Source organism: Streptomyces sp. DSM 118878, from assembly GCF_052936595.1.
On sequence record NZ_CP193622.1, the window covers coordinates 6,760,023 to 6,782,770 of the forward strand.

A 22,748-nucleotide genomic window follows, 5' to 3' on the forward strand; every position below is an offset into this window, starting at 1 on the left:
TCCGCATGGCCGCCGAAGGCCGTACGGGGGCTGTGCGCGGCGGCCCCCGAGCGGCTTTCCCGGCGGCCCGCGGCCCGCGGCCCGTCGCCGGGTGTGCGCGGTCGAGGGGGGACGGAACCGGCGTGTTCACGCGAAGTATCCCCAGAAGTAATCGCGGCTGGTTGGATGTGCGGGCGCCGGGCCGACAGCCGCTCGCACCCGTCCGTGACGGCGTCAACTGCCGCCGCCCGCGACGGCGGTCGCCCCACCCCTCACTCCCGGGAGTCCCCTTGCCGTACTCAGCGCCGAACAGGTCCCACGCGGCCGCGGTCGCCACCGTCCTCGCCGCCGCCACGCTGGCCGCCGTCGCCCCGTCCGCCCACGCGGCCGCCGCGCCGCCGCCGCTCAAGGTGCTCACGTACAACACCTTCCTGTTCAGCAAGACGCTGTACCCGAACTGGGGCCAGGACCACCGGGCCAAGGCCATACCGGAGGCCGGGTTCTTCCAGGGGCAGGACGTCGTCGTGCTCCAGGAGGCGTTCGACAACACCTCGTCCGACGCGCTGAAGAACACCGCCGCGGGCCGCTACCCGCATCAGACGCCCGTGATGGGCCGCTCCAAGAGCGGCTGGGACGCGACCGGCGGGGCGTACTCCGCGGTGGCGCCCGAGGACGGCGGCGTGACGGTCCTCAGCAAGTGGCCGATCGTCCGCAAGGAGCAGTACGTCTACAAGGACGCCTGCGGCTCCGACTCGTACTCCAACAAGGGCTTCGTCTACGCCGTCCTCGATGTGAACGGCGTCAGGGCGCACGTGGTGGGCACCCACACCCAGTCCACCGACCCGGGCTGCGGCGGCGGCGAGGCCGCAGCGACGCGCGCGAAGCAGTTCAAGGAGCTGGACGCCTTCCTGGACGCCAAGAACATCCCGGCCGACGAACAGGTCATCGTGGCGGGCGACCTCAACGTCGACGGACACAGCTCCGAGTACGCCTCGATGCTCGCCGACGGCGGCCTCGCCCCGGCCGACGCCCGCACGGGCCACCCGTACTCCTTCGACACCCGCGACAACTCCATCGCCGCCGAGCGCTACCCGGACGACCCCCGCGAAGACCTCGACCACATCCTCCACCGCAAGGGCCACGCCCGCCCCGCCACCTGGCACAACAACGTGCTCAAGGAGCAGAGCGCCCCCTGGACGGTGTCGAGCTGGGGCAAGAAGTACACGTACACGAACCTGTCCGACCACTATCCCGTGACGGCGTACTAGGGGTTCGCGCCGGCCACGGCAGGGCGGCCGATGGCCCCGTCCCGGAGCGGGACGGGGCCATCGGCCGTCTCGGGGCCGCTACTTGTGCCAGGGCCCCGTCACCGCGAACGTCGTGCCGGGGGTGTAGCAGTTGACGTACATCGTGTCGTGGTCCGGGGAGAAGGCGGCTCCCGCGAACTCGCCCCACTCCGGCTCCTCGGGGGTGCCGATGTTCTGGCGCCCCCGGGCCATCGGGTAGACCTCGCCCTGGCGGGTGACGCCGTACACGTGCTGGGCGCCGTTGCCGTCCTCGGACACCATCAGGCCACCGCTGGGGGCGAGGCAGATGTTGTCGGGGGACTCGCCGGGCAGCTGGATGTCCGTGCTGGGGCCGAAGACGATCACCAGGGTGAGGCGTCGCCGCGACGGGTCGTACCGCCAGACCTGACCGAAGTGGTCACCCGCCGAACCCTCCCCCTTGCGCGCGAAGGACGAGACGAAGTAGACCGACGAACCGCCCCAGTAGCAGCCCTCCAGCTTCTGCGCGTGGGTGACGCCCTTCTTGCCGAAGTCCTGGTGGCGGATGGGCGTCTGCTCGGCCAGCGGGTCGGGGACGTCGACCCACTCGATGTTCTCGAAGGTGGCGCCCGTCTCCTGGACCGAGGACAGGTCCGGCAGGCCCGGCACCCGCATCGCCTGAAGGCTGCCGCCCGCGCGCAGCGACCCGCGGCCGCCCTCGGGCTTCTTCGGCAGGAAACGGTAGAAGAGACCGAAGGGCTTGTCGAAGGCGTCCTCGGTCTCGTACACGATGCCGCGCCGGGGGTCGACGGCGACCGCCTCGTGCTGGAAGCGGCCCATCGCGGTGAGCGGCACCGCGCCGGTGCGGTGCGGATCGACCGGGTCGACCTCGAAGACGAACCCGTGGTCCTTGGTGTAGCCGTTCGTGCCGGCCTTGTCCTCGGTCTCCTCACAGGTCAGCCAGGTGCCCCAGGGGGTCGGACCACCCGAGCAGTTCACGGCCGTCCCGGCGATCGCCACGCGTTCGCCCAGGACGTTGTTTCTGGAGTCGAGCGAGAGCGCCGTACAGCCGGCCTTGGCCATCGGGTCGTAGGTGAGGCCCTTGACGGTCGGCACGCCGATCTTGCCGTTGACACGGTTCTCGTGGTTGCGGACGAGGTGGACCCCGCCCTTCCGGCCACGGAAGGCGGCCATGCCGTCGTGGTTGCTCGGCACCTTGCCCTCACCCGAACGGAGGTCGTCCCCCTCCCGTGAGAGCACCTTGTACCGAAAACCTTTCGGCAGGTCGAGCAGACCCTTGGGGTCGGGTACGAGAGGGCCGTAGCCCGCCTTTCCCTGTGCGGCGGCGGTGCCCGCGAAGAGCTCCGAGAGAGCGCCGGTGAAGGCGATCCCGGCCCCCACGGCACCGGTACGGGCAAGAACCTGACGTCGAGTGGCAGACATTGGGCAACCTCCTGCTGGCGGACAGGAATATGACCGGATGTGTGTACCACGCGCCTTGGTGCTCGGGAACCATGCGCGTAGACATCTGTTTCCGCGCCGTCCACACCTGCCCGGCGGCGGGCGCCGTCCGGCGCGCTGCCGAAGGCCGGATTCCGCGTGCTGCCGTCTACCGCGCGCCCACGAGCCCCTTGGCGTCCCTGGCCAGTGCGGTCAGCCGGGATATCGCCCGGAAGTACTTCTTCCGGTAGCCGCCGTTCAGCATGTCCTCGCTGAACAACTGGTCGAAGGGCACGCCGGAGGCGAGTACGGGCACCTCCCGGTCGTACAGCCTGTCGGCGAGCACCACCAGCCGCAACGCGGTCGACTGGTCGGGCACCGGCGTGACGTCCGTCAGGCAGACGGCCGCGATGTCGTCGGTCAGTGCGCCGTACCGGCTCGGGTGGACCTTGGAGAGGTGGTCGAGGAGCTGCGGGAAGTCGTCGAGCGAGGCGCCTTCGGTCGCGTAGGCCGCCTTGGTGACCTGCTCCTCGGAGTACGGCGCGGGGGCCTCGGGAAGGCCGCGGTGCCGGTAGTCGTCGCCGTCGATGCGCAGCGCCCTGAAGTGCGCGGAGAGCCCCTGGATCTCGCGGAGGAAGTCGGTCGCGGCGAAGCGGCCCTCACCGAGCTTGCCCGGCAGCGTGTTCGAGGTCGCGGCCAGCGCCACGCCCTGCTCCACGAGCTTGGCGAGCAGCGACGAGACGAGCACGGTGTCGCCCGGGTCGTCCAGTTCGAACTCGTCGATGCAGAGCAGCCGGTGGCCGCCGAGGGTGCGCACCGTCTGCTGGAAGCCGAGCGCGCCCACGAGGTTCGTCAGCTCGACGAAGGTGCCGAAACCTTTCTGCTCGGGCGCCGCGGGGGTGGCGTGCCAGAGGGACGCCAGGAGGTGGGTCTTGCCGACGCCGTAGCCGCCGTCGAGGTAGATGCCGCGCGGGCCCGTGGGAGCGGCGGGCTTCTTCTGGAACCAGCGCCTGCGGCCCGCCCCGGAGGCGTGCGCCCCGCCGAGCCCCGCCGCGAAGCCGCTCAGCGCGCGGACCGCCTCGGTCTGGCTGGGCTGAGCGGGGTCCGGGATGTACGTGTCGAAGCGTACGGAGTCGAAGCGCGGCGGCGGCACCATCTCGGCGACCAGGCGGTCGGCGGGGACGTGCGGCTCGCGGGCGCACAGGGACTGCGGGACCGCTTCGGCGGTGGGACGGCGCACGGAGGCGGCGGGGGAGGACGACACGGTTCCCCAGCTTAAACGGCGTGCGAGACTGCCGACATGCGACGCCTGTTTCCTGTGACCGACCAGACAGCAGACTCGAGAGCCGCGGGCGCTACGGGGCGCGCGGGGGGCCGGGGGGGTGGCCATGCGGGCGATGGTGTGAGCGGCCACGCGGGCGACCACTCGGGCGGCCACGAGAGCGCCGGCGTGGGAGATCACTCCGGCGGTCACTCCGGCGACCGCCTGGGAGAGCACTCGGGCGGCCAGGAGTGGGGGCTCGACGTGCTTGCCGAGGCCTATGCCTATCCCGCCGGTGCGGCGACCTGGCTGCGCGCCAACATGGTGTCCACGCTCGACGGCGCCGCCCAGCACGACGGCCGCTCCCAGCCGATCTCCAACGACACCGACATGCGGATCTTCGGCACCCTGCGCGGCCTCGCCGACGCCGTGGTCGTAGGCGCCGAAACGGTACGCCTGGAGGGGTACCGCCCCGCACGCGCGCGTGCCGCCTTCGCCGAGCGCAGGGAGGCGGCAGGTCAGACCCCGGCGCCCGCCATCGCCGTGGTCAGCGCGAGCCTGGACCTGGACTTCTCGCTCCCGCTCTTCACCTCGCCCCTCACGCCCACGCTCGTGGTGACGGGGGCCGCCGCGCCCGCCGACAGGATGGAGGCGGCCAGACAGGCGGGCGCCGTGGTGGTGATCGCCGGTGAGGGCGCGACCGTGGCGCCGGAACGGGTGGCGCCGGCCCTCGCGGAGCGGGGGCTGACGCGGCTGCTCACCGAGGGCGGGCCCCGGCTGCTCGGGCAGTTCGTGGCCGCCCGGGCGCTGGACGAGCTGTGCCTGACGGTGTCGCCGATGCTCACCGCGGGGGACGCGCAGCGGATCGCGGGCGGGCATGCGCTGGCGACGCCGGATCAGTTCGTGCTGACGTCCGTACTGGAGGAGGCCGGGTTCCTCTTCACCCGATACCGTCGAAGCTGACAATAGGCGGAATCACTCGTTCCGTTTGGCTTCGGCTGGGCACACTAGAACTCGCAGGCCCCGTGCGGCCACGGGGCAGGATGGTTTCTGCGCGGGCCTCCATGGGCGGCCCACGGATGAGAGGGGCGCGCCTGTCGTGTTCACCAGCGTATTGATGATCGAGAAGGCCCTGACCTCCGCGGACGTGGAGTTCGTCACCACCTTGCACGGGGACGAGCCGGTCAGTTTTCACGTGCTGCTCCAGCCCCGGGGGGACCAGGCGGACCGGCTGCTGCGGGCCATCGACGACGTGGCCCTCGGCGAGCTCGACGAGGCGGCGCGGGAGGGGTCGACCCCCGAGGGCGACGAAGCGGCCGGACCCGCCGAGCAGGCGCTGCGGGTCTCCCTCGTCGCGTTGCGGGCCGCGGGGTGCGAGGCGCGGGGGCGGCTCATCGAGGACCATCCGCTGGACGCGCTGAAGACGCTGGTGGGTGAGGTGGGGGCGGACGAGGTGATCGTGCTGACCGACCCCCACTATGTGGAGGAGTTCTTCCACCGGGACTGGGCGTCGCGGGCGCGGCACAAGGTGGGGGTGCCGGTTTTGAAGCTGTTCTCGCACACCGAAGCGTAGGCTGGCCTGGGGCCTTGGGGGTGGCTTTGGTTGCCCCCTGCGTGGGCTTGCGGCGGCCTCTGGTGGTGGGTGTGGGGTCGTCGTTGTCTGTCTGCGGGGTGGGTGTGGCCGGTCGCGCAGTTCCCCGCGCCCCTGGTGGGGCGGGTGTGGTTTTTCGTCTGCGGGTTGGGTGTGGCTGGTCGCGCAGTTCCCCGCGCCCCTGACGGGGGCTAGTCGCGGCGTTCCTCGTGTCCCTGACGGGGGCGTGGCGTGGCGTTCCTCGCGTCCCTGACGGGGGCTGATTGCGGCGTTCCCCCACGCACCTGACGGGGGCTGGTTGCGGCGTTCCCCCACGCACCTGACGGGGTGGTCGCGGCGCGGCGTTCTCCCGCGGCCCTGGCGGGGGCTGGGCGTGGTGATTGCCGTGGCCCTGGTGGGGCTGGGCGGTGGGTGTTTTGTGTGGCCCTGAAGGGGTGGGGAGCGGGAGGCAATAGGCTGGGGTTGATCGGCCGTACGTTTCGTCGGCATCTTCGTCGTATCAGGGAGACACACGCATGGCACCCGGCCTTCCTACCGCCATGGACCGACCGCACTTCATCGGCATCGGCGGCGCCGGAATGTCGGGGATCGCGAAGATCCTGGCCCAGCGCGGCGCCAAGGTCGCGGGCAGCGATGCCCGGGAGTCCGCCACCGCGGAGGCGCTGCGTGCGCTCGGCGTCACGGTCCACATCGGGCACGACGCCGCCCACCTCGCGTCCGACGCGACCTGCGTCGTCGTCTCCTCCGCGATCCGCGCCGACAACCCGGAGCTGGCCCGCGCCGCCGAGCTCGGTATCCCGGTCGTGCACCGCTCGGACGCCCTGGCCTCGCTGATGGAGGGCCTGCGCCCGATCGCCGTGGCGGGTACGCACGGCAAGACGACCACGACGTCGATGCTGGCCGTCACGCTCGCCACCCTCGGCCTCGGCCCGTCGTACGCGATCGGCGGCGACCTCGACGTGCCGGGCTCGAACGCGCTGCACGGCGAGGGCGACATCTTCGTCGCCGAGGCCGACGAGAGCGACCGCAGCTTCCACAAGTACGCGCCCGAGGTCGCCATCGTCCTGAACGTCGAGCTCGACCACCACGCGAACTACGCGTCGATGGACGAGATCTACGAGTCCTTCGAGATCTTCGCGGGAAAGGTCGTCCCCGGCGGCACCCTCGTCATCTCGGCGGACCAGGAGGGCGCGGTCGAGCTGACCCGGCGCCTGCGCGACCTCGGTGGCCTCAAGGTCGTCACGTACGGCGAGTCCGAGGGCGCCGACCTGCGCATCCACAAGATCACCGCGCGGGGTCTGACCAGCGAGGTCACCGTCGTCCTCGACGGCAAGCTGCTCACCTTCACGGTCTCGGTCCCCGGCCGCCACTACGCCAACAACGCGGTCGCCGCCCTCGCCGCCGGCGTCGCGCTCGGCATCCCGTCCCGGAACCTGGCCGGCGCCCTGAAGTCCTACACGGGCGTCAAGCGCCGCCTCCAGCTCAAGGGCGAGGCCGCGGGCGCCCAGGTCGTCGACTCGTACGCCCACCACCCGACCGAGATGACGGCCGACCTGGAGGCGATGCGTTCCTCCGCGGGCGACGCCCGCATCCTGGTGCTCTTCCAGCCGCACCTGTTCTCGCGCACCCAGGAGCTGGGCACGGAGATGGGCCAGGCCCTGGCGCTGGCCGACTCCTCCGTCGTCCTGGACATCTACCCGGCCCGCGAGGACCCGATCCCCGGCGTCACCAGTGCCCTGATCATCGATGCGGCCCGCGAGGCGGGCGCCGAGGTGCGGGCCGTCCACGACAAGGACGAGGCGGTGCGCGAGATCGCGGGAATGACGAAGCCCGGTGATCTCGTTCTCACCATGGGAGCGGGCGACGTCACCGACCTCGGCCCGCAGATCCTGGCCCACCTGTCGAAGTAAGGGGATTGCACCCATGGCGTACGACGTCGAAAAGCCGGACGAGCAGTGGCGGGCGGAGCTGACCCCTTCGGAGTACGCGGTGCTGCGCCAGGCCGGTACGGAACCAGCGTTCGTCGGTGAGTACACGGACACCAAGACGCAGGGTGTCTACTCCTGTCGCGCGTGCGGCGCGGAGCTGTTCACCTCGACGGAGAAGTTCGAGTCGCACTGCGGCTGGCCGAGTTTCTTCGACCCGAAGGACACGGACGCGGTCGAACTCCTCCAGGACACGTCGCACGGCATGGTCCGCACGGAGGTCCGCTGCGCCCGCTGCGGCTCCCACCTGGGCCACGTCTTCGAGGGCGAGGGCTACGCCACGCCGACCGACCAGCGTTACTGCATCAACAGCATCTCCCTGCGCCTGACGCCGACCGAAGGCTGACGCCCGCCGAAGGCCGACGCCCGCCGAGGCCGGAAACACGTGCCGCGCGCCCGGATGCGGGCGCGCGGCAGAGGAACAGGTCGTAGGGCGTGGCCCGGGCAGCGGCTAGAAGGTCAGCTTCCAGCTGTTGACGTAGCCGGTGTCCTGGGACGCCACGTCCTGGACGCGGAGTTTCCAGTCGCCGTTCGCGGCCTCGCTGGAGGCGTTGACCGTGTAGGACGCGATGACGTTGTCCGCCGAGTCGTTGCCGCTGGAGCTCTTCAGGCGGTACGCGCTGCCGTCGGGGGCGACCAGGTCGACCACCACGTCGCCGCGCCACGTGTGGCGGATGTCGACGTCGACCTTGAGGGCGGCCGGGGCGTTGCCGGTGCGGCCCGTGACGTTCACCGTCGAGGTCACCGCGGCACCGTTGTCCGGGATGGGGACATCCGTGGTGTTCTCGTAGACGTCACCCGGCGGGACCGGTGTGTCCGTGGCGAGGGTCCAGACCGCGTGGGCGATGGCGTCGCTGTTGCGGTCGAGGGCGGTGTCGCTGATGTTCGACGTCGAGTCGCACGACGAGTGGTAGCAGCGGTCGAAGGCCTGGCCGGCCGTGCCGCCCCACTTCTGGGCCTGCGCACTGGTCTTGGCGCGCTCCGCGCCGCTGAAGAGACCGCCGACCGGGATGCCGACGTTCTTGAACGGGGCGTGGTCGGAGCGGCCGTCGCCGTCGGTCTCGATCTCCGTGGCGACGTTCAGGCCCGCGTAGTAGTCCTTGAACGTCTTCTCGATCGTGGGATCGTCGTCGTAGACGAAGTAGCCCGGGTTCGGGGAGGCGATCATGTCGAAGTTCAGGTAGCCGCTGACCTTCGAGCGCTCCGTCGTGGGCAGGTTGTTGACGTAGTGGCGCGAGCCCACCATGCCCAGCTCCTCCGCGCCCCACCAGGCGAAACGCAGGTGCTTGGTGGGCTTGAGCTGCGCACGGGACACGGCGAGCGCCGTCTCCAGGACCCCCGCGGAGCCCGAGCCGTTGTCGTTGATCCCGGCGCCCGATGAGACGCTGTCGAGGTGCGCTCCGGCCATCAGGGTCTTGCTCGTGTCGCCGCCCGGCCAGTCGGCCACCAGGTTGTAGCCGGTCGCCCCGCTGGACGTGAACTGCTGGACGGTGGTGGTGAAACCGGCCGCGTCCAGCTTGCCCTTCAGGTAGTCGATGGAGGCCTTGTAGCCGGGCCTGCCGTGCGCGCGGTTGCCGCCGTTGGCCGAGGCTATGGACTGGAGCTGGGAGAGGTGCGCCTTGACGTTGGCGAGCGGGATGTCCGGCGCCGCGAGCGTCGAGGAGGGCGCCTCGGGGGCCGCGGCGGCCGAGGGCGCGGCGGTGGCGAGCAGCCCGGCGGCGGCGAGGACGGCGACGCCCGCCGTGGTGCGTCTCAGGGCCCGGGGCAGGGCAGGTCGGACGGATCTGGAGAGACTCATCTGGGGCTCCGAATTCCGGACAGAAGTGGGGTCGGAACGTGCGAGGCGCCCTGCGACGCGGGTGTGTCGCGGGGCGCCTTTGGAGCTGTGCGTTGCCTGATGTTGAAGGCGGGATGAGGTCTCGTCAAGAGGGGAATCCGGTCACAATGCGGGCAGGGGTGTTCGTATACCGGACCGCGCCTGGTCGACGCCCCGCCCCGCGGCCTCGGGTCAGAAGAAGACTCCGCAGCGCAGCAGCACATTCGCGTACGGGCGGGCCTCCCCGGTGCGGACCACCAGGCGGGCCCCGGCCGTGAGACCCTTCAGCTCCTCGTGGGAGATCAGGTCGAGCGCGGGAAGGCTCTCGCGCAGCAGTCGCGCCGCCGCCGGGTTCGCCTCCGTCGTCTCGTGCGCCGCCGTTCCGCCCTCCACCACCAGCTCGGCGAGCAGGCCCTCAAGCACCTCCGCGAACGACGGGACCCCGGCGCGGAACGCCAGGTCCACCACGCGCGGACCCGCCGGGATCGGCATGCCCGCGTCGCACACCAGGACCGTGTCACCATGGCCCAACTCGGCCAGCGCGCCCGCGAGATGGCGGTTGAGGATGCCCGACTTCTTCACGAGGACGACACCTCCGGCGCGACCGAGGCCAGCTCCGCCGCGGTCGGGTACGAGTCCTGCGCGCCCTTGCGGGTGACCGCCGCCGAGCCCACCCGCGCCGCGTAGGCCGCCGCCGTCGCCAGGTCCTCGCCGAGGCCGAGGCGCCAGCCGAGCGCGGCGGTGAAGGCGTCGCCCGCGCCGGTCGTGTCCACCGCATCCACCCGCGGGCTCGCCACCCGTACGGGCTCCTCGCCGGGCTCGGCGGTCAGCGCGCCCTCCGCGCCCAGCGTGATCACCACCGAACGGGGGCCGAGCGCGAGCAGCCCCCGGGCCCACTCCCGCGGGGTCTCGCCCGCGGCGTCGCCGAGGATCACCCGGGCCTCGTGTTCGTTGACCACCAGCGGGTCGCAGGCGGCGAGCACCTCGTCCGGCAGCGGGGCCGGCGGCGAGGGGTTCAGGACCAGGCGGGCCCCTGGCCGCAGCCCCCGCGCCACCTCCGAGACCGTCTCCAGCGGGATCTCCAGCTGGGTCGAGACCACCCGCGCCGCCGCGAGCAGGCTGCCCGCCGCGCGGATGTCCGCGGGGGTGAGGCGCATGTTGGCCCCGGGGGAGACCACGATGCTGTTGTCGCCCGACGGGTCGACCGTGATCAGCGCGACGCCGGTCGGCGCACCGCCCACCAGGACGCCCACGGTGTCCACCCCGGCCGCCCGCTGCGCGTCGAGCAGCAGCGTGCCGTGCGCGTCGTCGCCCACCCGCGCGAGGAGCGCGGTGCGCGCCCCGAGCCGGGCGGCGGCCACCGCCTGGTTGCCGCCCTTGCCGCCGGGGTGGACGGCCAGGTCGGAGCCGAGGACCGTCTCGCCGGGCGCCGGCCTGCGCTCCACACCGACCACCAGATCGGCGTTGGCGGAGCCCACGACCAGCAGTTCGTAGTCGTCGTTCATGTGCTGTTCCCTGCTTTCGTACGGTGCTGACGTGGTGCGCGGCCGGAAGGGGCCCCGCGCACGGGGCCCCTGGACGGAGCGGTCAGGAGAAATCCTTCACGTTCTTCACCGTGACGACCTTCACCGGGACCTTCACCATCTCCTCGACCTCCTTGCCCTGGGCCGCCCGCACCGCGTTGCGCACCGCGATCCTGCCGAGCTCCCTGGGCTGCTGCGCCACGGATGCGTACAGCGTGCCCGCCTCGACCGCCTTGAGGCCGTCCGGGGTCCCGTCGAAGCCGACCACCGGCACCGACGTGCCCGCCTTGCCGCCGAGGGCCTTGACCGCGCCGAGCGCCATCTCGTCGTTCTCGGCGAAGACGCCGTTCACGCCCTTGTGGGACTGGAGCAGGTTCGTCATGACGTCGAGGCCCTTGGTGCGGTCGAAGTCCGCGGGCTGCTTGGCGACGACCTCGATGTCCGGGTACGCCTTGATGCCCTCCGCGAAGCCCTGCCCGCGCTCACGGCTCGCCGATGTGCCGGCGGTGCCCTGGAGGACGACGACCTCGCCCTTGCCGCCCAGCTTCTCGGCGAGGGACTTCGCCGCCAGCCTGCCGCCCGCGATGTTGTCGGAGGCGACCAGCGTGGCGGTCTCGGCCTTGTTGACGCCGCGGTCGGCCGCGACCACCGGGATGTCGGCCTTGTTGGCGCCGCGCACGGCGGGGCCCGCCGCGTCGGAGTCCACCGGGTTGACGATGATGGACTTCACGCCCTCGCCGGTGAAGTTCTGGAGCTGGTTGGACTGCTGCGAGGCGTCGTTCTGCGCGTCGGTGACCGTCAGGTCGACGCCCGCCTTCTCGGCCTCGGCCTGCGCGCCCTCCTTCATCTGCACGAAGAAGGGGTTGTTGAGGGTGGACAGCGACATGCCGACCTTCGTCGACGTGCCCGACGAGCCCGAGTTGAAGAACGACACCGCGCCGATCACGGCCGCCACGACCACGGCGGCCACCGCGTACTTGACCGCCTGCGGGCCCTTGAGCCCGGCCCCCGGCGCGCCCGACGAGGCACCCGGGGTCGCCCCGGCCTTGCGCCGCAGCGTGTCCAGGAGGACGGCCAGCGCGATGACGACGCCGATCACGACCTGCTGCCAGAAGGCGGAGACCGACAGGAGGTTGAGGCCGTTGCGCAGCACCGCGAGGATCAGCGCGCCGACGAGCGTGCCGGACGCCTTGCCGACCCCGCCCGCGAGGCTGGCGCCGCCGATCACCACCGCGGCGATGGCGTCGAGCTCGTAGCCCTGCGCGGCCTGCGGCTGCGCCGAGACCAGGCGGGAGGCGAGCACGATGCCCGCGACGGCGGCGAAGAGCCCGGAGAGCGCGTAGATGACGAGCTTCTGGCGCTTGACCCGCAGTCCGGAGAGGCGGGCCGCCTCCTCGTTGCCGCCGATCGCGTACATGGAGCGGCCGATGAACGTACGGCCGAGCACCACGGCCGTGACCAGGCCCATCACGACCATCACGATCACCGGGACCGGCAGCCAGCCGCCGACCGTGTCACCGAGGTGGGAGACCGAGTCGGGGAACGGGATCGGGCTGCCCTGCGAGATCACCAGGGAGAGGCCGCGGGCCACCGACAGCATCGCGAGCGTCGCGATGAACGGCGGCAGCTTCCCGTACGAGACGAGCAGCCCGTTGACGAAACCGCAGGCCATGCCCGCGGCGACGGCGAAGATCACCGCGAGCCAGACGGGCATGCCCTGGGAGGTCGCCGTCCAGGCGAGGACCGTGGCCGAGAGCGCGGCCACCGAACCGACGGACAGGTCGATGCCCGCCGAGACGATCACGAAGGTGACGCCGAACGCGAGGATCGCGGTCACGGCGGCCTGCACGCCGACGTTGAGCAGGTTCTGGGTGGTGAGAAAGTCGCCGGAGAGCAGCGACATCGCCACGACCAGGACGATCAGGGCGCTGAGCGCGCCGTTGTCGAGCAGGACGCGGCGGAGCGAACCCGCGCCACCCGCGTCGCGCTTCACGGTTTCAGTGGCCACGGGAGCCCTCCGCTTCTTCTTCTTCGTTCGGTGTGGCGTTCGGTGTGGCGTTCGGAACGGGGTTCGGTACGGGGTTCGGCGCGTCCCGCGGCGCGGCCGCGTTGCTGACGGCCAGGGCCATCACCGCGTCCTGCGTGGCCTCTTCGGCGGGCAGTTCGCCGGCGATCCGGCCCTGGGCCATGACCAGGACCCGGTCACTCATGCCGAGCACCTCGGGCAGGTCGCTGGAGATCATCAGGACCGCGTGCCCGGAGGCCGTCAGTTCGTTGATCAACTGGTAGATCTCGACCTTCGCGCCCACGTCGATGCCGCGCGTCGGTTCGTCGAGGATCAGCACCTTCACGTCGGCGAGCAGCCACTTGCCGATGACGACCTTCTGCTGGTTGCCGCCGGAGAGCGTGCGCACGTGCTGGCCGAGCCCGGCCATCCGTACGCCCAGCTGTCCCGCGATCCGGGCCGCGTCCTCGTGCTGGCCCTTGAGGTCCACGAACCCGGCGCGGGTCGCCGACCGCAGCGTCACCAGACCGAGGTTCTCGCTGACCGAGGCGTCCAGGACCAGGCCCTGGCCCTTGCGGTCCTCGGGTACGAGGCCGATGCCGGCGCCCATCGCGGCGTTCACGTCGTGGCCGGGCAGCCGCTCGCCGCGTACGTCGACGGTGCCCGCGTCGTACGGATCGGCGCCGAAGACCGCGCGCGCGACCTCCGTGCGCCCGGCGCCGACCAGACCCGCGAGGCCGACGACCTCACCGGCCCGCACCTCGAAGCTGACGTCGTGGAAGACGCCGCCCCGGGTGAGGCCCTCGACGCGGAGCAACGGCGGGCCGACGTCCGGCCGCTCGCGCGGGTACTGCTGCTCGATGCTGCGGCCCACCATGAGCCGTACCAGCTCGTCCTCCGGGGTGGACGCGGGCACCTGCTCGACGCTGCGGCCGTCGCGCAGGACGGTGACGCGGTCGCCGAGCGCGGCGATCTCCTCCAAGTGGTGGGTGATGAAGACGATGCCGACGCCGTCCGCGCGCAGCGTGCGCACGATGTCGAACAGCTTCTCGACCTCCTCGGAGGTGAGGACGGCGGTGGGCTCGTCCATGATGAGCACGCGCGCGTCCAGGCTGAGCGCCTTGGCGATCTCGACCATCTGGAGCCGGGCGATGCCCAGTTCGCGCACCTTGGCGCGCGGCGAGACCCGGAGCCCGACCCGCTCCAGGAGGACCTGGGCGTCCGCCTCCATCTTCTTGCGGTCGACCATGCCGAGGCGGCGCGGCTGCCGGCCCAGGAAGATGTTCTCGGCGACCGTCAGATCCGGTACGAGATTGAACTCCTGGTAGATGGTGGCGATGCCGAGCCGCTCCGCGTCCTGCGCGCCGTTGACGCGCACCTCGCGGCCCTCGGCGAGGATGCGGCCGCTGTCGGGGCGGTAGGCGCCGGACAGCATCTTGATGAGGGTGCTCTTGCCCGCGCCGTTCTCGCCGAGCAGGACGTGCACCTCTCCGCGCCGCAGGTCGAAGTCCACGGAGTCGAGCGCGACGACTCCGGGGAAGGTCTTGCGGATGCCCTCGATGCGCAGCAGCTCGTGCGCGTCCCGCTCCTGTGGTTGCGGCTGCTCCCGCTGCCCGGGGCCGCGCCGCGCCTCGTCCTTGCTGCTCACGGATTGCTCCTTCGTACGCGGGTGTCCTCGCCGCAGGAACGCCGGACGACGAGACGGGCGGGCAGGGTCACGGAACGGGGGCTCCTGCCCTCGATCCGGTCGACGAGCGCGTGCACGGCGGCCCGGCCCAGCTCCGCCGTGGGCTGGGCGATCGCCGTGACCGGCGGGTCGGTGTGCACGAACCACGGGATGTCGTCGAAGGCGGCGAGGCCGATGTCGTGCGGGACCCGCAGGCCGTGCGCGCGGATCGCGTCGAGGGCGCCGAGCGCCATCAGGTTGTCGGCGGCGAAGACGGCCTCGGGCGGCTCGGGCAGGGCGAGGAACCGCTCCGTGGCGCGGCGCCCGCTGTCGGCCTGGAAGTCGCCCTGCCCGATGTACGCGTCGGGCAGCGCGATGCCGTGCTCGCGCAGCGCGTCCCGGAAGGCCTCGACGCGCTCGCTGCCGGTGGTGGTGGCCGCGGGGCCCGCGATGATGGCGAGCCTGCGGTGACCGAGGCCGTGCAGGTGGGCGACCAGGTCACGCACGGCCTGCCGGCCGTCTGAGCGGACGACGGGGACGTCGACGCCGGGGATCCACCGGTCCACGAAGACCATGGGGGTGCCGGCGCGCACGGCGTCGAGCATCAGCGGGGAGCCGCCGTCGGTGGGGGAGACGAGCAGGCCGTCGATCCGCCGGTCGAGCAGCGTCCGTACGTGGTGGTCCTGGAGCTCGGGCCGTTCGTCGGCGTTGCCGATGATCACGCTGTAGCCGAGGGCGCGGGCGGCCTCCTCGACGGAGCGGGCCAGCTCGGTGAAGTACGGGTTGAGCACGTCGCTGATGACGAGGCCGAGCGTGTGCGTCTGGTGGGTGCGCAGGGACCGGGCCACGGCGTTCGGCCGGTAGCCGAGCGCCTCGACGGCGGCGAGCACGCGCTGCCGGGACCGGGGGCTGACCGAGGGGTGACCGTTCAGCGCCCGCGACACCGTGGCCACGGAGACCCCGGCCTCGGCCGCGACGTCCTTGATCCCCGCCGAGCCGGTCGAGCCCGCCGAGCCCGCTGAGCCCGCCGAGCCGGGCGAACCGGGTGAGCCGGGTGCCCCACGTGCCCCGGGCGGCCGGGGTGGAGTGAGTGCCATCGCCGCTTCCACCTCCTTGTGGAATCGATTACACGGAGGATTGGAAACGATTACACGGGTCGCTGGCAAGAGGCGAAAGAGGCCTCTGGGGCTAGTGAGACCTGATTGTGATGATCCGGGCCAACGGCCCGCCGGGGCTCAGCCCACCCGGAACGGCACCGTCAGCCACGGGCTGTCCGGGTCCGTGGTCAGGGCCCGGTGGGCGTGCAGGACGTCCGTGTACCAGGTGCCGAACGACTCCTCGTCGAAGTGCAGACAGCGGCCCAGGACGTAGCCCGCCGAGAACTCCTCCCACGAGGCGTACGAGGACTCCGCCGCCCGGGACGCCCGCTCGACGGCCGCCCGCATCTCCGCCTCGGTCGCATAACGCGCGCCCCTGCCCCAGCGGGCCATCTTGGAGGCGCGGCCGATGTCCCAGGGCGCGACGGTGCGCACGAAACCGTCCGGCGGCAGCAGCTCGTCCGCGCGGAAGCGGGCCTCGTAGCGCAGGACCTTGCCGACGAGGTCGCGCATGGCGGTCACGAAGTCGTCCAGGCCCGGGTCGTCGCCGGGGCGGTGCGGGGTGTCGGGGCCGCCGGTCTCCCTGACGCGGTTGCGCAGGGTGACCTCGACGCACTCCCGCCACCGCTCGGGATCGAGGCGCGGGCCCACCTCGGCGATCACCGCGACGCGGGCGCCGAGCACGAAGTCCCAGTACCAGGGGCTGACTTCGCGCGTGAGCAGGCGCTCCTGCGTCGCCAGCCACTCCTCGCGGTTCTCGACGCCCCAGGACTCGGCGAGGCGGCCGACCTCGTTGTGGTGGCCCGCGCCGTGCCAGTCGAGGGTGTTCCAGGGCGCGCCGTTGGCGAAGCACAGGTGTGCGCCGCAGGCGAGGCCGTGCAGGAGCGGGCCCGGCGCGGGCGCCCCCGTGCGGCGCGTCTCTATGCGGTCGCCGAGGCCGTCGTGCCGGTGGTGGCGCTCGTGCAGGTCGGCCCAGACCCGGCGCTCCTCGTCCGTGGTGAGGAAGTACTGCTCGCACGGCGTCCGCACGTTGACCGCGAGGAAGTCGACGTCGTCGGGGCAGCCCTCGGCCAGCGCGCCGAGCGTCACGAACTCGTAGACCACCGCCGGATGCGGGCGCGGGAGCAGCCCGGCCGTGTACACCTGCGCCGCCTTCCTGCCGTCCGGCAGGTCGACGGTGAGCAGCGGGCTCGTGTCCGCGTCCGGATCCTTCTCATGCAGCGCCACCGGGCGGTAGAGGCCCTCCACGGCGATGGCCCGCAGATAGGTGTACGGGTCGTCGGCCTCGCGGAGTTCGTACAGGTGCGCCTCCAGGTCGGCGGGGGCCTGCCAGGCACTGCCGTCCTCCGGGGCGGGCACGCACGGGAAGATCTCGTCGTGGAACTCGTCCTCGCCTGCGGCCATCGCGTTCTCCGGTTCCGCTTCCGATCGGGGTGGATCTTGCAGCCTACGTGGATCCGCTTCGGGGGTGCGTCCGCCGGGTTGCTCCTCGCTGCCGGGTGCGGGTCGTTCTCGGCCGGTCGCGCAGTTCCCCGCGCCCCTGACGGGGCGCCTCCGGGCGCCGGTGCGGGAGTCGCGTGTCGAGACGGAGGTGAAGTTGGCGGACGGCCTGCGAGGGGGCATCCCGGTTGGTCACAATGTGGCATGGCCATCCGTCGCCTCAGTTACCGACTCGACCAGGAGCCGGACACCGGAGCCGTCCGTCTGATCCCCGCGCAGCCCGTGGGCTCCTCCCGCCAGGCACCACAACCCCTTGTAGACGCACCGGAGTTCGGCCCCGCCGTCGAAGACGTCATAGGCGCGGGCTCCGAGTTGAGCTACACCCTGCTGCCGGACGGCGGCCGGCTCCTGTGCGCCACGCTGCCCGGCCGGCGCGTGGAGGTGCTCCACCTGAGCGCGGACACGCCAGGGCCCGGCTCCGTGTGGCCGATCGACACCTGGCGCTCCGACACCTGGGAGCCGGAGGCGGGGGAGGCCCTCGGTGCGGGGTTCGTCGAGTCGGAACTGCCCGTCACGCGGGCGCACTTCGACAGCGAGCGCCTGGTGGAGTTCGCCAGGGCGCGCGCCGAGCGGGTCGCGCCCTTCCTCACCGATGTGCGCCGTCTCTTCGGTGACCCGGCGGGACGGCAGATCGTCCTGGTGGAGGAGGACCCCGAGACCGTCGCCCACTGGGTCGCGCTCGCCTGCGCCTCGCTGCCCGAGAGCTACGTACCCGTACTGACGTTCACCACGTGGACCGCGGAGCCGTACCGCGCCCCGCAGCAGATCATCGGCATCGGCCCCGACGCGGAGTTCGACCGGAGCGACGACGCGACGGTCGCGTACCTGTACCGCGTGCACGACGGCACCGGCGGCCGCCAGAGCCCACCCCCCGCGGGGACCGACGCCTGGGCGCAGCTCACCGCCGAGCGCTGGATCTCCGGCAGCCCGCCCGCGCCCGGCACGGGAGCGCGCACCCACGACGCGTTCGCCCTGATCCCGCTCATCTCCGGCGCGCCCGGCGGCGCAGGGGACGGCGGCCGAACGGGCGCGGCGGCCCTCACCGGCGCCGATCTCGCCGGGTTCGGCGGCGCGTCGCTGCGCGCCGTCGTCGACGCCTTCGCCAACTCCGTGACCAGGGGCGAGACCGACGCCCGTACCGTCGACGAACTCGAAAGACTGTGCAGGGAACTCGACGGCGAGCAGGCGCTCGCCGCGCGGCCCCTCGCCCTCGCCCTCGTCAAGCACCGCCTCGACGTGTCCCGCACCCGCGGCGCCCTCCCCGACCTGTCCGCCTTCGAAGGGCTCCCGCTCGGCCAAGACGCCTGGCGGGAACTGCGCGAGGAGTACGGCGAGCGCGCCGACGAGGCCCTGCGCCGGGCGGTGCGCGGGCCCGTCCCCACCTGGACCGAGCCGCTGCGGCTCGCCCTCGCCGTGGGCGCCGACAACGGCCCGGGGCTCGCCGAGGCCATGGACCGGCTCGCGGAGGCGCTGCTCCGCCCCGACCAGCGCGAGTGCGGGCACGCCGTGCGGGTCCTGGAAGACCTCGACCACGTGCCCTTCACCCGCCGGGTACTGCACATGCTGACCGTGGACCTCAACACCCGCAAGCTGGACCGCATGCGGCAGCTCGCCAGATCCCCGCAGGGCGTGTGGCTCCAGCGCAACATCGAGGAAGCGCCGCTCACGGTGCGCCTCGCCGCCGCCGCGGAGCTCTGGGCAGGCCCCCCGGACCACCTGCGCGGCGCGGACCTGCTGGAGCGGCTCATCGGGCTCCTGTCCGGGCGGCGCGTCAGTGACATCGTGACGATGAAGCTGCTCTACCGCCTCGTGTGGCGCAGCAAAGTGCCCGACCGCGCCGACGTCGCCCGGGTCGCCCGCACCTGCACGTCCCGCCTCATCGTCGAGGCCGGCCTCGGCCGCGCCATCATCGGCTGGGTCAGGGACCCGGACCGCTGCGATCCGGAGCTGGTCGCCTTCGCCCGCGACATGCGGGGCGACAGGCAGCTCGGGGCGGCCGACCGGGCCGCCGCCGACCTGCTCGTGACCGCCCAGGACCTCGCCGACGGCCGGCTGGGCGTCACGCGGGACTCCGTCGGCCGCCTCGGCGAGCTGGGCCACAGGGCCGCACCGCTGAGCCGGGTGCTGCGGCAGGGCGTCGACGAACGGGTGGGATACGCACTGGCCCGGGCCGACGCGCTCGACGTGTGCGAGGCCCACGGACTGCGCATCCTCGTCGCCGCGAGCCCGGAACTGCTGAGCGCCTACCGCGCGTACTTCCTGGACGACCGCGTCCGCGACCAGATGCGGCACCAACTGCCGGACACCCCCGCCGAGTTGGCCGCGTACCACCACATCTGGCGCCCCCGGCAGCGGCACGGCGTCACCGAGCAGTGGCGCGCGGTCGCCGAGGAACTGCTCGACCAGGTGCTCGCGTCCGTCGTAGCGGACATGGACGAGCACCAGCTCGGCCGGGTCGCCACCGTCATCCAGCGGGAGGGCCAGGACCTCCAGGGATGGACGGCGTGGCGCAACCGGATCAGGCAGAGCCACGAGTGACCCCCACACCCGCGCCCCACGGGGCCCCGACCGCGGGCCCGACCGCACCCTTCACGCTCCACAGGAAAGGACCAGCGTGAGCGACACCACCCAGATCCTCGCCGACAACTTCCCCGGCGGCAGTATGGCCAGCCGCCCCGTCCACTTCATCTGGATGCTCGACTGCTCGGGCTCCATGGGCGTCAACGGCAAGATCGGCGAGCTCAACTTCGCCATCCGCGAGGCCATCCCGGAGATGCAGCAGGCCGCCCAGTCCAACCCCGCCGCCTCCCTCCTCGTGCGGGCCATCACCTTCGCCAGCGGGGCGAGCTGGCACGTCAGCGACCCCACCCCGGTCGACCAGTTCTCCTGGGAGGACGTCCACATCTACGGCGGCACCGACATGGGCGCCGCGTTCAAGCTGGCGGCCGGCGCGCTCCAGACCCCGCCGATGCCCCAGCGCGCCCTGCCGCCGGTGCTCGCGCTCGCCTCCGACGGCCAGCCCACCGACGACTGGCGTGCCGGTCTCCGCGCCATCGACGGCACCCCGTGGGGCAAGCGGGCCGTGCGCGTCGCGGTGGCCATCGGTGACGACGCCGACAAGAGCATGCTCAAGGAGTTCCTCGGCAACCCCGAACTGGAGCCGCTCCAGGCGAAGAACCCCCGCCAGCTCGCCGCCGCCATCCGCTGGATGTCCACCGCGGTCGTCAAGGACGCCTCCACGCCGAAGGTCGACGACGGCTCGAAGGCCGCGACGCCGATCGACGTCCCGTCGATGACCAAGGGCGAAGACGACATCTGGTGACCGAACCGGGGGCAGTGACGGAACGCGACCCGGCGGCCGGCCGGGCGACGGCCGCACCCTGGACGCTCATCAGTGGCGCCGTCAAAGGGGTGGCGAAGAAGTACAGCCAGGACCGCAGCGCGCTCGTACCCGTCGCGGGGGGGCGCGCGGTCGTCCTCACGGTCGCCGACGGACACGGCAGCGCCGCGCACTTCCGCAGCGACCTGGGGGCGCGCTGGGCGGTCGAGGAGTTCACCGCGTGCGCGCGCGCCTTCGCACGCGAGGTGGTGCGCGTCGGCGGTGACGCGGCGAACTGGACCGGCCTGCGCGAGGAGGCACGCAGGCTGCCGCAGCAGGTCGGCCACCGCTGGCACGAGCGCGCCCTGCTGCACGACTGCAACGCGCCCGCCCACGGCCCGGCCGCCCCGCGGCAGACGGCCGGGGAGCGGGAGCGCAAGGAGCCCCCGGACCTCGCCGCCTACGGAAGCACGCTCATCGGAGCCGTCCTCACCGAAGGCATGGTGTTCTGCTGGCAGTTGGGCGACGGTGACTTCGTCCTGGTCGACGACACCGGCACCCCGCACACCCCGCTCTCCACCGGGCCCGACATGGGCGACGAGACCGACTCGCTCTGCGCGCCCGAGCCCTGGCGCAAGATGCGGTCGCACTGGCAGCCCTTCATCGGCGGGCCACCGCCGTGCGTGCTGCTCTCCACCGACGGGCTCTCCAAGAGCTTCACCGACGACCAGGGGTTCCTGGACTTCGCCACCGGCGTCCGCGGCCGAGCCGCCGAGCAGGGTGTCGCGGCGGTCCAGGCCCAGCTACCGGACTGGCTGGCGCGCGCCGCCACGTTCTCCGGGGACGACACGACCCTCGTGGGCGCCATCGCGGCGTCCACGCAGCGCAGCGACGACAGTCGAGTGCAGGACGACAGCTAGTGCAGGAAGGAAAAGCATGACGAACGGCATGCTCGCCGCCGGAAAGACCCTGGTGGCCGAGTCGGGGGAGAAGCTCAAGGTCGCCGAGCTCTTCGGCTCCGGCGGCCAGGGCGAGGTCTACCGCGTCCAGACGCCCACCGGCGACCGCGCGGTCAAGTGGTACTACCCGCAGCTCGCCGACGCCCGGCAGCGGACGATCCTCGAAGGGCTGATCGACAAGGGCTGGGACGACGACCGCTTCCTGTGGCCGCGCTCCATCGTGATGGACCCCGAGGGCACACAGCCCGGCTTCGGCTACGTGATGGACGTGCGGCCCGCCCGCTTCTGCGACCTGCCCGCGCTCTTCCGCCGCGACCCCTCGGTCTCGGCGGCGACCATGCGCACCCTGGTCACCGTGGCCCTGCACACCGTCGAGGCGTACCGCGCGCTGCACTCCCGCGGCATCGCCTACCGCGACATCAACTGGGGCAACATCTTCTTCGACCCCCGCACGGGCGACATCCTGGTCTGCGACAACGACAACGCCGTCGTGGAGGGCGCCGAGGCGGCCGTCGAGGGCACCATGGACTTCATGGCGCCCGAGCTGGTCCGCGGCGACCGGGGCGCCATGCCCGGCACCCAGAGCGACCTGCACTCCCTCGCCGTACTCCTCTTCTACCTCCTGATGAACGACCACCCCTTCAACGGCGCCCTCCAGTTCAACATCCGCTGCCTGGACCCGGCGGCCAAGCGCAAGCTGTACGGCACGGACCCGGTCTTCGTCTACGACCCGAACGACACCCGCAACCGCCCGGTGCCCAGCGAGCAGCCGACCATCGTCGCGAGCTGGAACGCGCTGCCGCAGATCCTGCGCGGCCTCTTCGTCCGCACCTTCACCGACGGCCTGAAGAACCCCTCGCTGCGGGTGCGCGAGTCACAGTGGCGCGAGGCGCTCAGCCAGGTCCTCGACGCCATCACGCAGTGCGGCGTCTGCGGCAAGCAGAACCTCACCCAGCCCGACGGCGCACCGCCCGAGTGCTGGAAGTGCCGCAACACCCTGACCCTGCCGCCGCGCCTGGAGATGGTCACCGGCACCGGCACGCTCCGCACCCGCCGCGGCATCCGGCTGGCTCCGAACGCCCGCGTCTACGCCCACCACCTGCGCGACGACCCCGACCGCCACGACTTCAACGCCGTCGTCGGCGAGGTCACCGAACACCCGCAGCAGCGCGGCCGGTTCGGCCTGACCAACCGGACGCACTCCGTGTGGACGGCGCGCAAGGACGACGGGACCGTACGCGACGTCGACCCGGGCAAGACCATCGCGCTGCGCTCGGGGCTGCTCATCGAGTTCGGCGGCGGCACGGAGGCCGTGGTCAAGGAGTAGCGCGCCCACGAGCCG

18 protein-coding genes are annotated in these 22,748 nt (G+C 72.2%); 9 read left to right on the plus strand and 9 right to left on the minus strand.

Going from position 1 to position 22,748, the window contains the following annotated elements; genetic code table 11:
- Positions 1-269 precede the first annotated feature (269 nt).
- Positions 270-1,247: a sphingomyelin phosphodiesterase gene (gene sph / locus ACRAKF_RS29930; protein ID WP_447040656.1), complete on the plus strand. Its 978-nt coding sequence runs from the start codon at positions 270-272 to the stop codon at positions 1,245-1,247.
- Between the two features lie 78 nt (positions 1,248-1,325).
- On the opposite strand, the gene ACRAKF_RS29935 is transcribed toward sph, so the two are convergent.
- On the minus strand, positions 1,326-2,687 hold the full coding sequence (locus tag ACRAKF_RS29935; protein ID WP_447040657.1) for an alkaline phosphatase PhoX: 1,362 nt from the start codon (positions 2,685-2,687) through the stop codon (positions 1,326-1,328).
- Positions 2,688-2,853: 166 nt separating this feature from the next.
- Complete coding sequence (zapE, locus tag ACRAKF_RS29940) at positions 2,854-3,948, minus strand: cell division protein ZapE (RefSeq protein ID WP_447040658.1); 1,095 nt, start codon at positions 3,946-3,948, stop codon at positions 2,854-2,856.
- 36 nt (positions 3,949-3,984) lie between these two features.
- On the opposite strand from zapE, the gene ACRAKF_RS29945 reads away from it, so the two are divergent.
- From ACRAKF_RS29945 to msrB, 4 genes are all read left to right on the plus strand, one after another.
- Entirely contained in the window at positions 3,985-4,908 is a 924-nt protein-coding gene (locus ACRAKF_RS29945; RefSeq protein WP_447040659.1) for a pyrimidine reductase family protein, read from the plus strand.
- A gap of 154 nt (positions 4,909-5,062) precedes the next feature.
- Positions 5,063-5,518 carry an indole-3-glycerol phosphate synthase gene (locus tag ACRAKF_RS29950; protein WP_447042242.1) on the plus strand — a complete coding sequence of 152 codons (456 nt, stop codon included), beginning with the start codon at positions 5,063-5,065 and terminating at the stop codon, positions 5,516-5,518.
- 533 nt (positions 5,519-6,051) lie between these two features.
- Positions 6,052-7,446 (plus strand): UDP-N-acetylmuramate--L-alanine ligase, encoded by a 1,395-nt coding sequence (gene murC, locus ACRAKF_RS29955; RefSeq protein WP_447040660.1) that lies wholly within the window; start codon positions 6,052-6,054, stop codon positions 7,444-7,446.
- 13 nt (positions 7,447-7,459) lie between these two features.
- Positions 7,460-7,867, plus strand: a complete 408-nt coding sequence (gene msrB, locus ACRAKF_RS29960; protein ID WP_447040661.1) for a peptide-methionine (R)-S-oxide reductase MsrB — start codon at positions 7,460-7,462, stop codon at positions 7,865-7,867.
- Positions 7,868-7,972: 105 nt separating this feature from the next.
- On the opposite strand, the gene ACRAKF_RS29965 is transcribed toward msrB, so the two are convergent.
- From ACRAKF_RS29965 to ACRAKF_RS29995, 7 genes are all read right to left on the minus strand, one after another.
- On the minus strand, positions 7,973-9,319 hold the full coding sequence (locus ACRAKF_RS29965; protein WP_447040662.1) for a M28 family metallopeptidase: 1,347 nt from the start codon (positions 9,317-9,319) through the stop codon (positions 7,973-7,975).
- 210 nt (positions 9,320-9,529) lie between these two features.
- A complete protein-coding gene (rbsD, locus tag ACRAKF_RS29970; RefSeq protein ID WP_447040663.1) occupies positions 9,530-9,919 on the minus strand; it encodes a D-ribose pyranase in 390 nt (129 codons plus the stop codon).
- Positions 9,916-10,842, minus strand: coding sequence for a ribokinase (locus tag ACRAKF_RS29975; protein WP_447040664.1), 927 nt, complete (start codon positions 10,840-10,842; stop codon positions 9,916-9,918). The genes rbsD and ACRAKF_RS29975 overlap by 4 nt, the downstream gene beginning before the upstream one ends.
- An 82-nt stretch (positions 10,843-10,924) precedes the next feature.
- Positions 10,925-12,868, minus strand: a complete 1,944-nt coding sequence (locus ACRAKF_RS29980; RefSeq protein WP_447040665.1) for an ABC transporter permease/substrate-binding protein — start codon at positions 12,866-12,868, stop codon at positions 10,925-10,927.
- On the minus strand, positions 12,858-14,435 hold the full coding sequence (locus tag ACRAKF_RS29985; protein WP_447042243.1) for a sugar ABC transporter ATP-binding protein: 1,578 nt from the start codon (positions 14,433-14,435) through the stop codon (positions 12,858-12,860). The genes ACRAKF_RS29980 and ACRAKF_RS29985 overlap by 11 nt, the downstream gene beginning before the upstream one ends.
- Positions 14,436-14,509: 74 nt before the next feature.
- Complete coding sequence (locus ACRAKF_RS29990; RefSeq protein ID WP_447040666.1) at positions 14,510-15,628, minus strand: LacI family DNA-binding transcriptional regulator; 1,119 nt, start codon at positions 15,626-15,628, stop codon at positions 14,510-14,512.
- A gap of 138 nt (positions 15,629-15,766) precedes the next feature.
- Positions 15,767-17,032, minus strand: coding sequence for a DUF1266 domain-containing protein (locus ACRAKF_RS29995; RefSeq protein WP_447040667.1), 1,266 nt, complete (start codon positions 17,030-17,032; stop codon positions 15,767-15,769).
- Between the two features lie 240 nt (positions 17,033-17,272).
- On the opposite strand from ACRAKF_RS29995, the gene ACRAKF_RS30000 reads away from it, so the two are divergent.
- The 4 genes from ACRAKF_RS30000 to ACRAKF_RS30015 all read left to right on the plus strand — a co-directional run bounded on the left by ACRAKF_RS30000 (position 17,273) and on the right by ACRAKF_RS30015 (position 22,733).
- On the plus strand, positions 17,273-19,666 hold the full coding sequence (locus tag ACRAKF_RS30000; protein ID WP_447040668.1) for a GTPase-associated protein 1-related protein: 2,394 nt from the start codon (positions 17,273-17,275) through the stop codon (positions 19,664-19,666).
- Between the two features lie 124 nt (positions 19,667-19,790).
- Positions 19,791-20,450, plus strand: a complete 660-nt coding sequence (locus tag ACRAKF_RS30005; RefSeq protein ID WP_447042245.1) for a vWA domain-containing protein — start codon at positions 19,791-19,793, stop codon at positions 20,448-20,450.
- Positions 20,447-21,367, plus strand: coding sequence for a protein phosphatase 2C domain-containing protein (locus tag ACRAKF_RS30010; protein ID WP_447040669.1), 921 nt, complete (start codon positions 20,447-20,449; stop codon positions 21,365-21,367). The genes ACRAKF_RS30005 and ACRAKF_RS30010 overlap by 4 nt, the downstream gene beginning before the upstream one ends.
- 16 nt (positions 21,368-21,383) lie before the next feature.
- Positions 21,384-22,733 carry a protein kinase domain-containing protein gene (locus ACRAKF_RS30015; RefSeq protein ID WP_447040670.1) on the plus strand — a complete coding sequence of 450 codons (1,350 nt, stop codon included), beginning with the start codon at positions 21,384-21,386 and terminating at the stop codon, positions 22,731-22,733.
- Positions 22,734-22,748: the final 15 nt, after the last annotated feature.

Excerpts from the sequence above, each read along its gene's own strand:
- msrB (WP_447040661.1), top strand. The coding sequence starts at position 7,460 with ATGGCGTACGACGTCGAAAAGCCGGACGAGCAGTGGCGGGCGGAGCTG.
- ACRAKF_RS29965 (WP_447040662.1), bottom strand. The coding sequence starts at position 9,319 with ATGAGTCTCTCCAGATCCGTCCGACCTGCCCTGCCCCGGGCCCTGAGA.
- ACRAKF_RS29975 (WP_447040664.1), bottom strand. The coding sequence starts at position 10,842 with ATGAACGACGACTACGAACTGCTGGTCGTGGGCTCCGCCAACGCCGAT.
- ACRAKF_RS29945 (WP_447040659.1), top strand. The coding sequence starts at position 3,985 with ATGCGACGCCTGTTTCCTGTGACCGACCAGACAGCAGACTCGAGAGCC.
- ACRAKF_RS30000 (WP_447040668.1), top strand. The coding sequence starts at position 17,273 with ATGGCCATCCGTCGCCTCAGTTACCGACTCGACCAGGAGCCGGACACC.
- ACRAKF_RS29990 (WP_447040666.1), bottom strand. The coding sequence starts at position 15,628 with ATGGCACTCACTCCACCCCGGCCGCCCGGGGCACGTGGGGCACCCGGC.
- ACRAKF_RS30015 (WP_447040670.1), top strand. The coding sequence starts at position 21,384 with ATGACGAACGGCATGCTCGCCGCCGGAAAGACCCTGGTGGCCGAGTCG.
- ACRAKF_RS29950 (WP_447042242.1), top strand. The coding sequence starts at position 5,063 with ATGATCGAGAAGGCCCTGACCTCCGCGGACGTGGAGTTCGTCACCACC.
- ACRAKF_RS29935 (WP_447040657.1), bottom strand. The coding sequence starts at position 2,687 with ATGTCTGCCACTCGACGTCAGGTTCTTGCCCGTACCGGTGCCGTGGGG.
- ACRAKF_RS30005 (WP_447042245.1), top strand. The coding sequence starts at position 19,791 with ATGGCCAGCCGCCCCGTCCACTTCATCTGGATGCTCGACTGCTCGGGC.
- ACRAKF_RS29995 (WP_447040667.1), bottom strand. The coding sequence starts at position 17,032 with ATGGCCGCAGGCGAGGACGAGTTCCACGACGAGATCTTCCCGTGCGTG.
- murC (WP_447040660.1), top strand. The coding sequence starts at position 6,052 with ATGGCACCCGGCCTTCCTACCGCCATGGACCGACCGCACTTCATCGGC.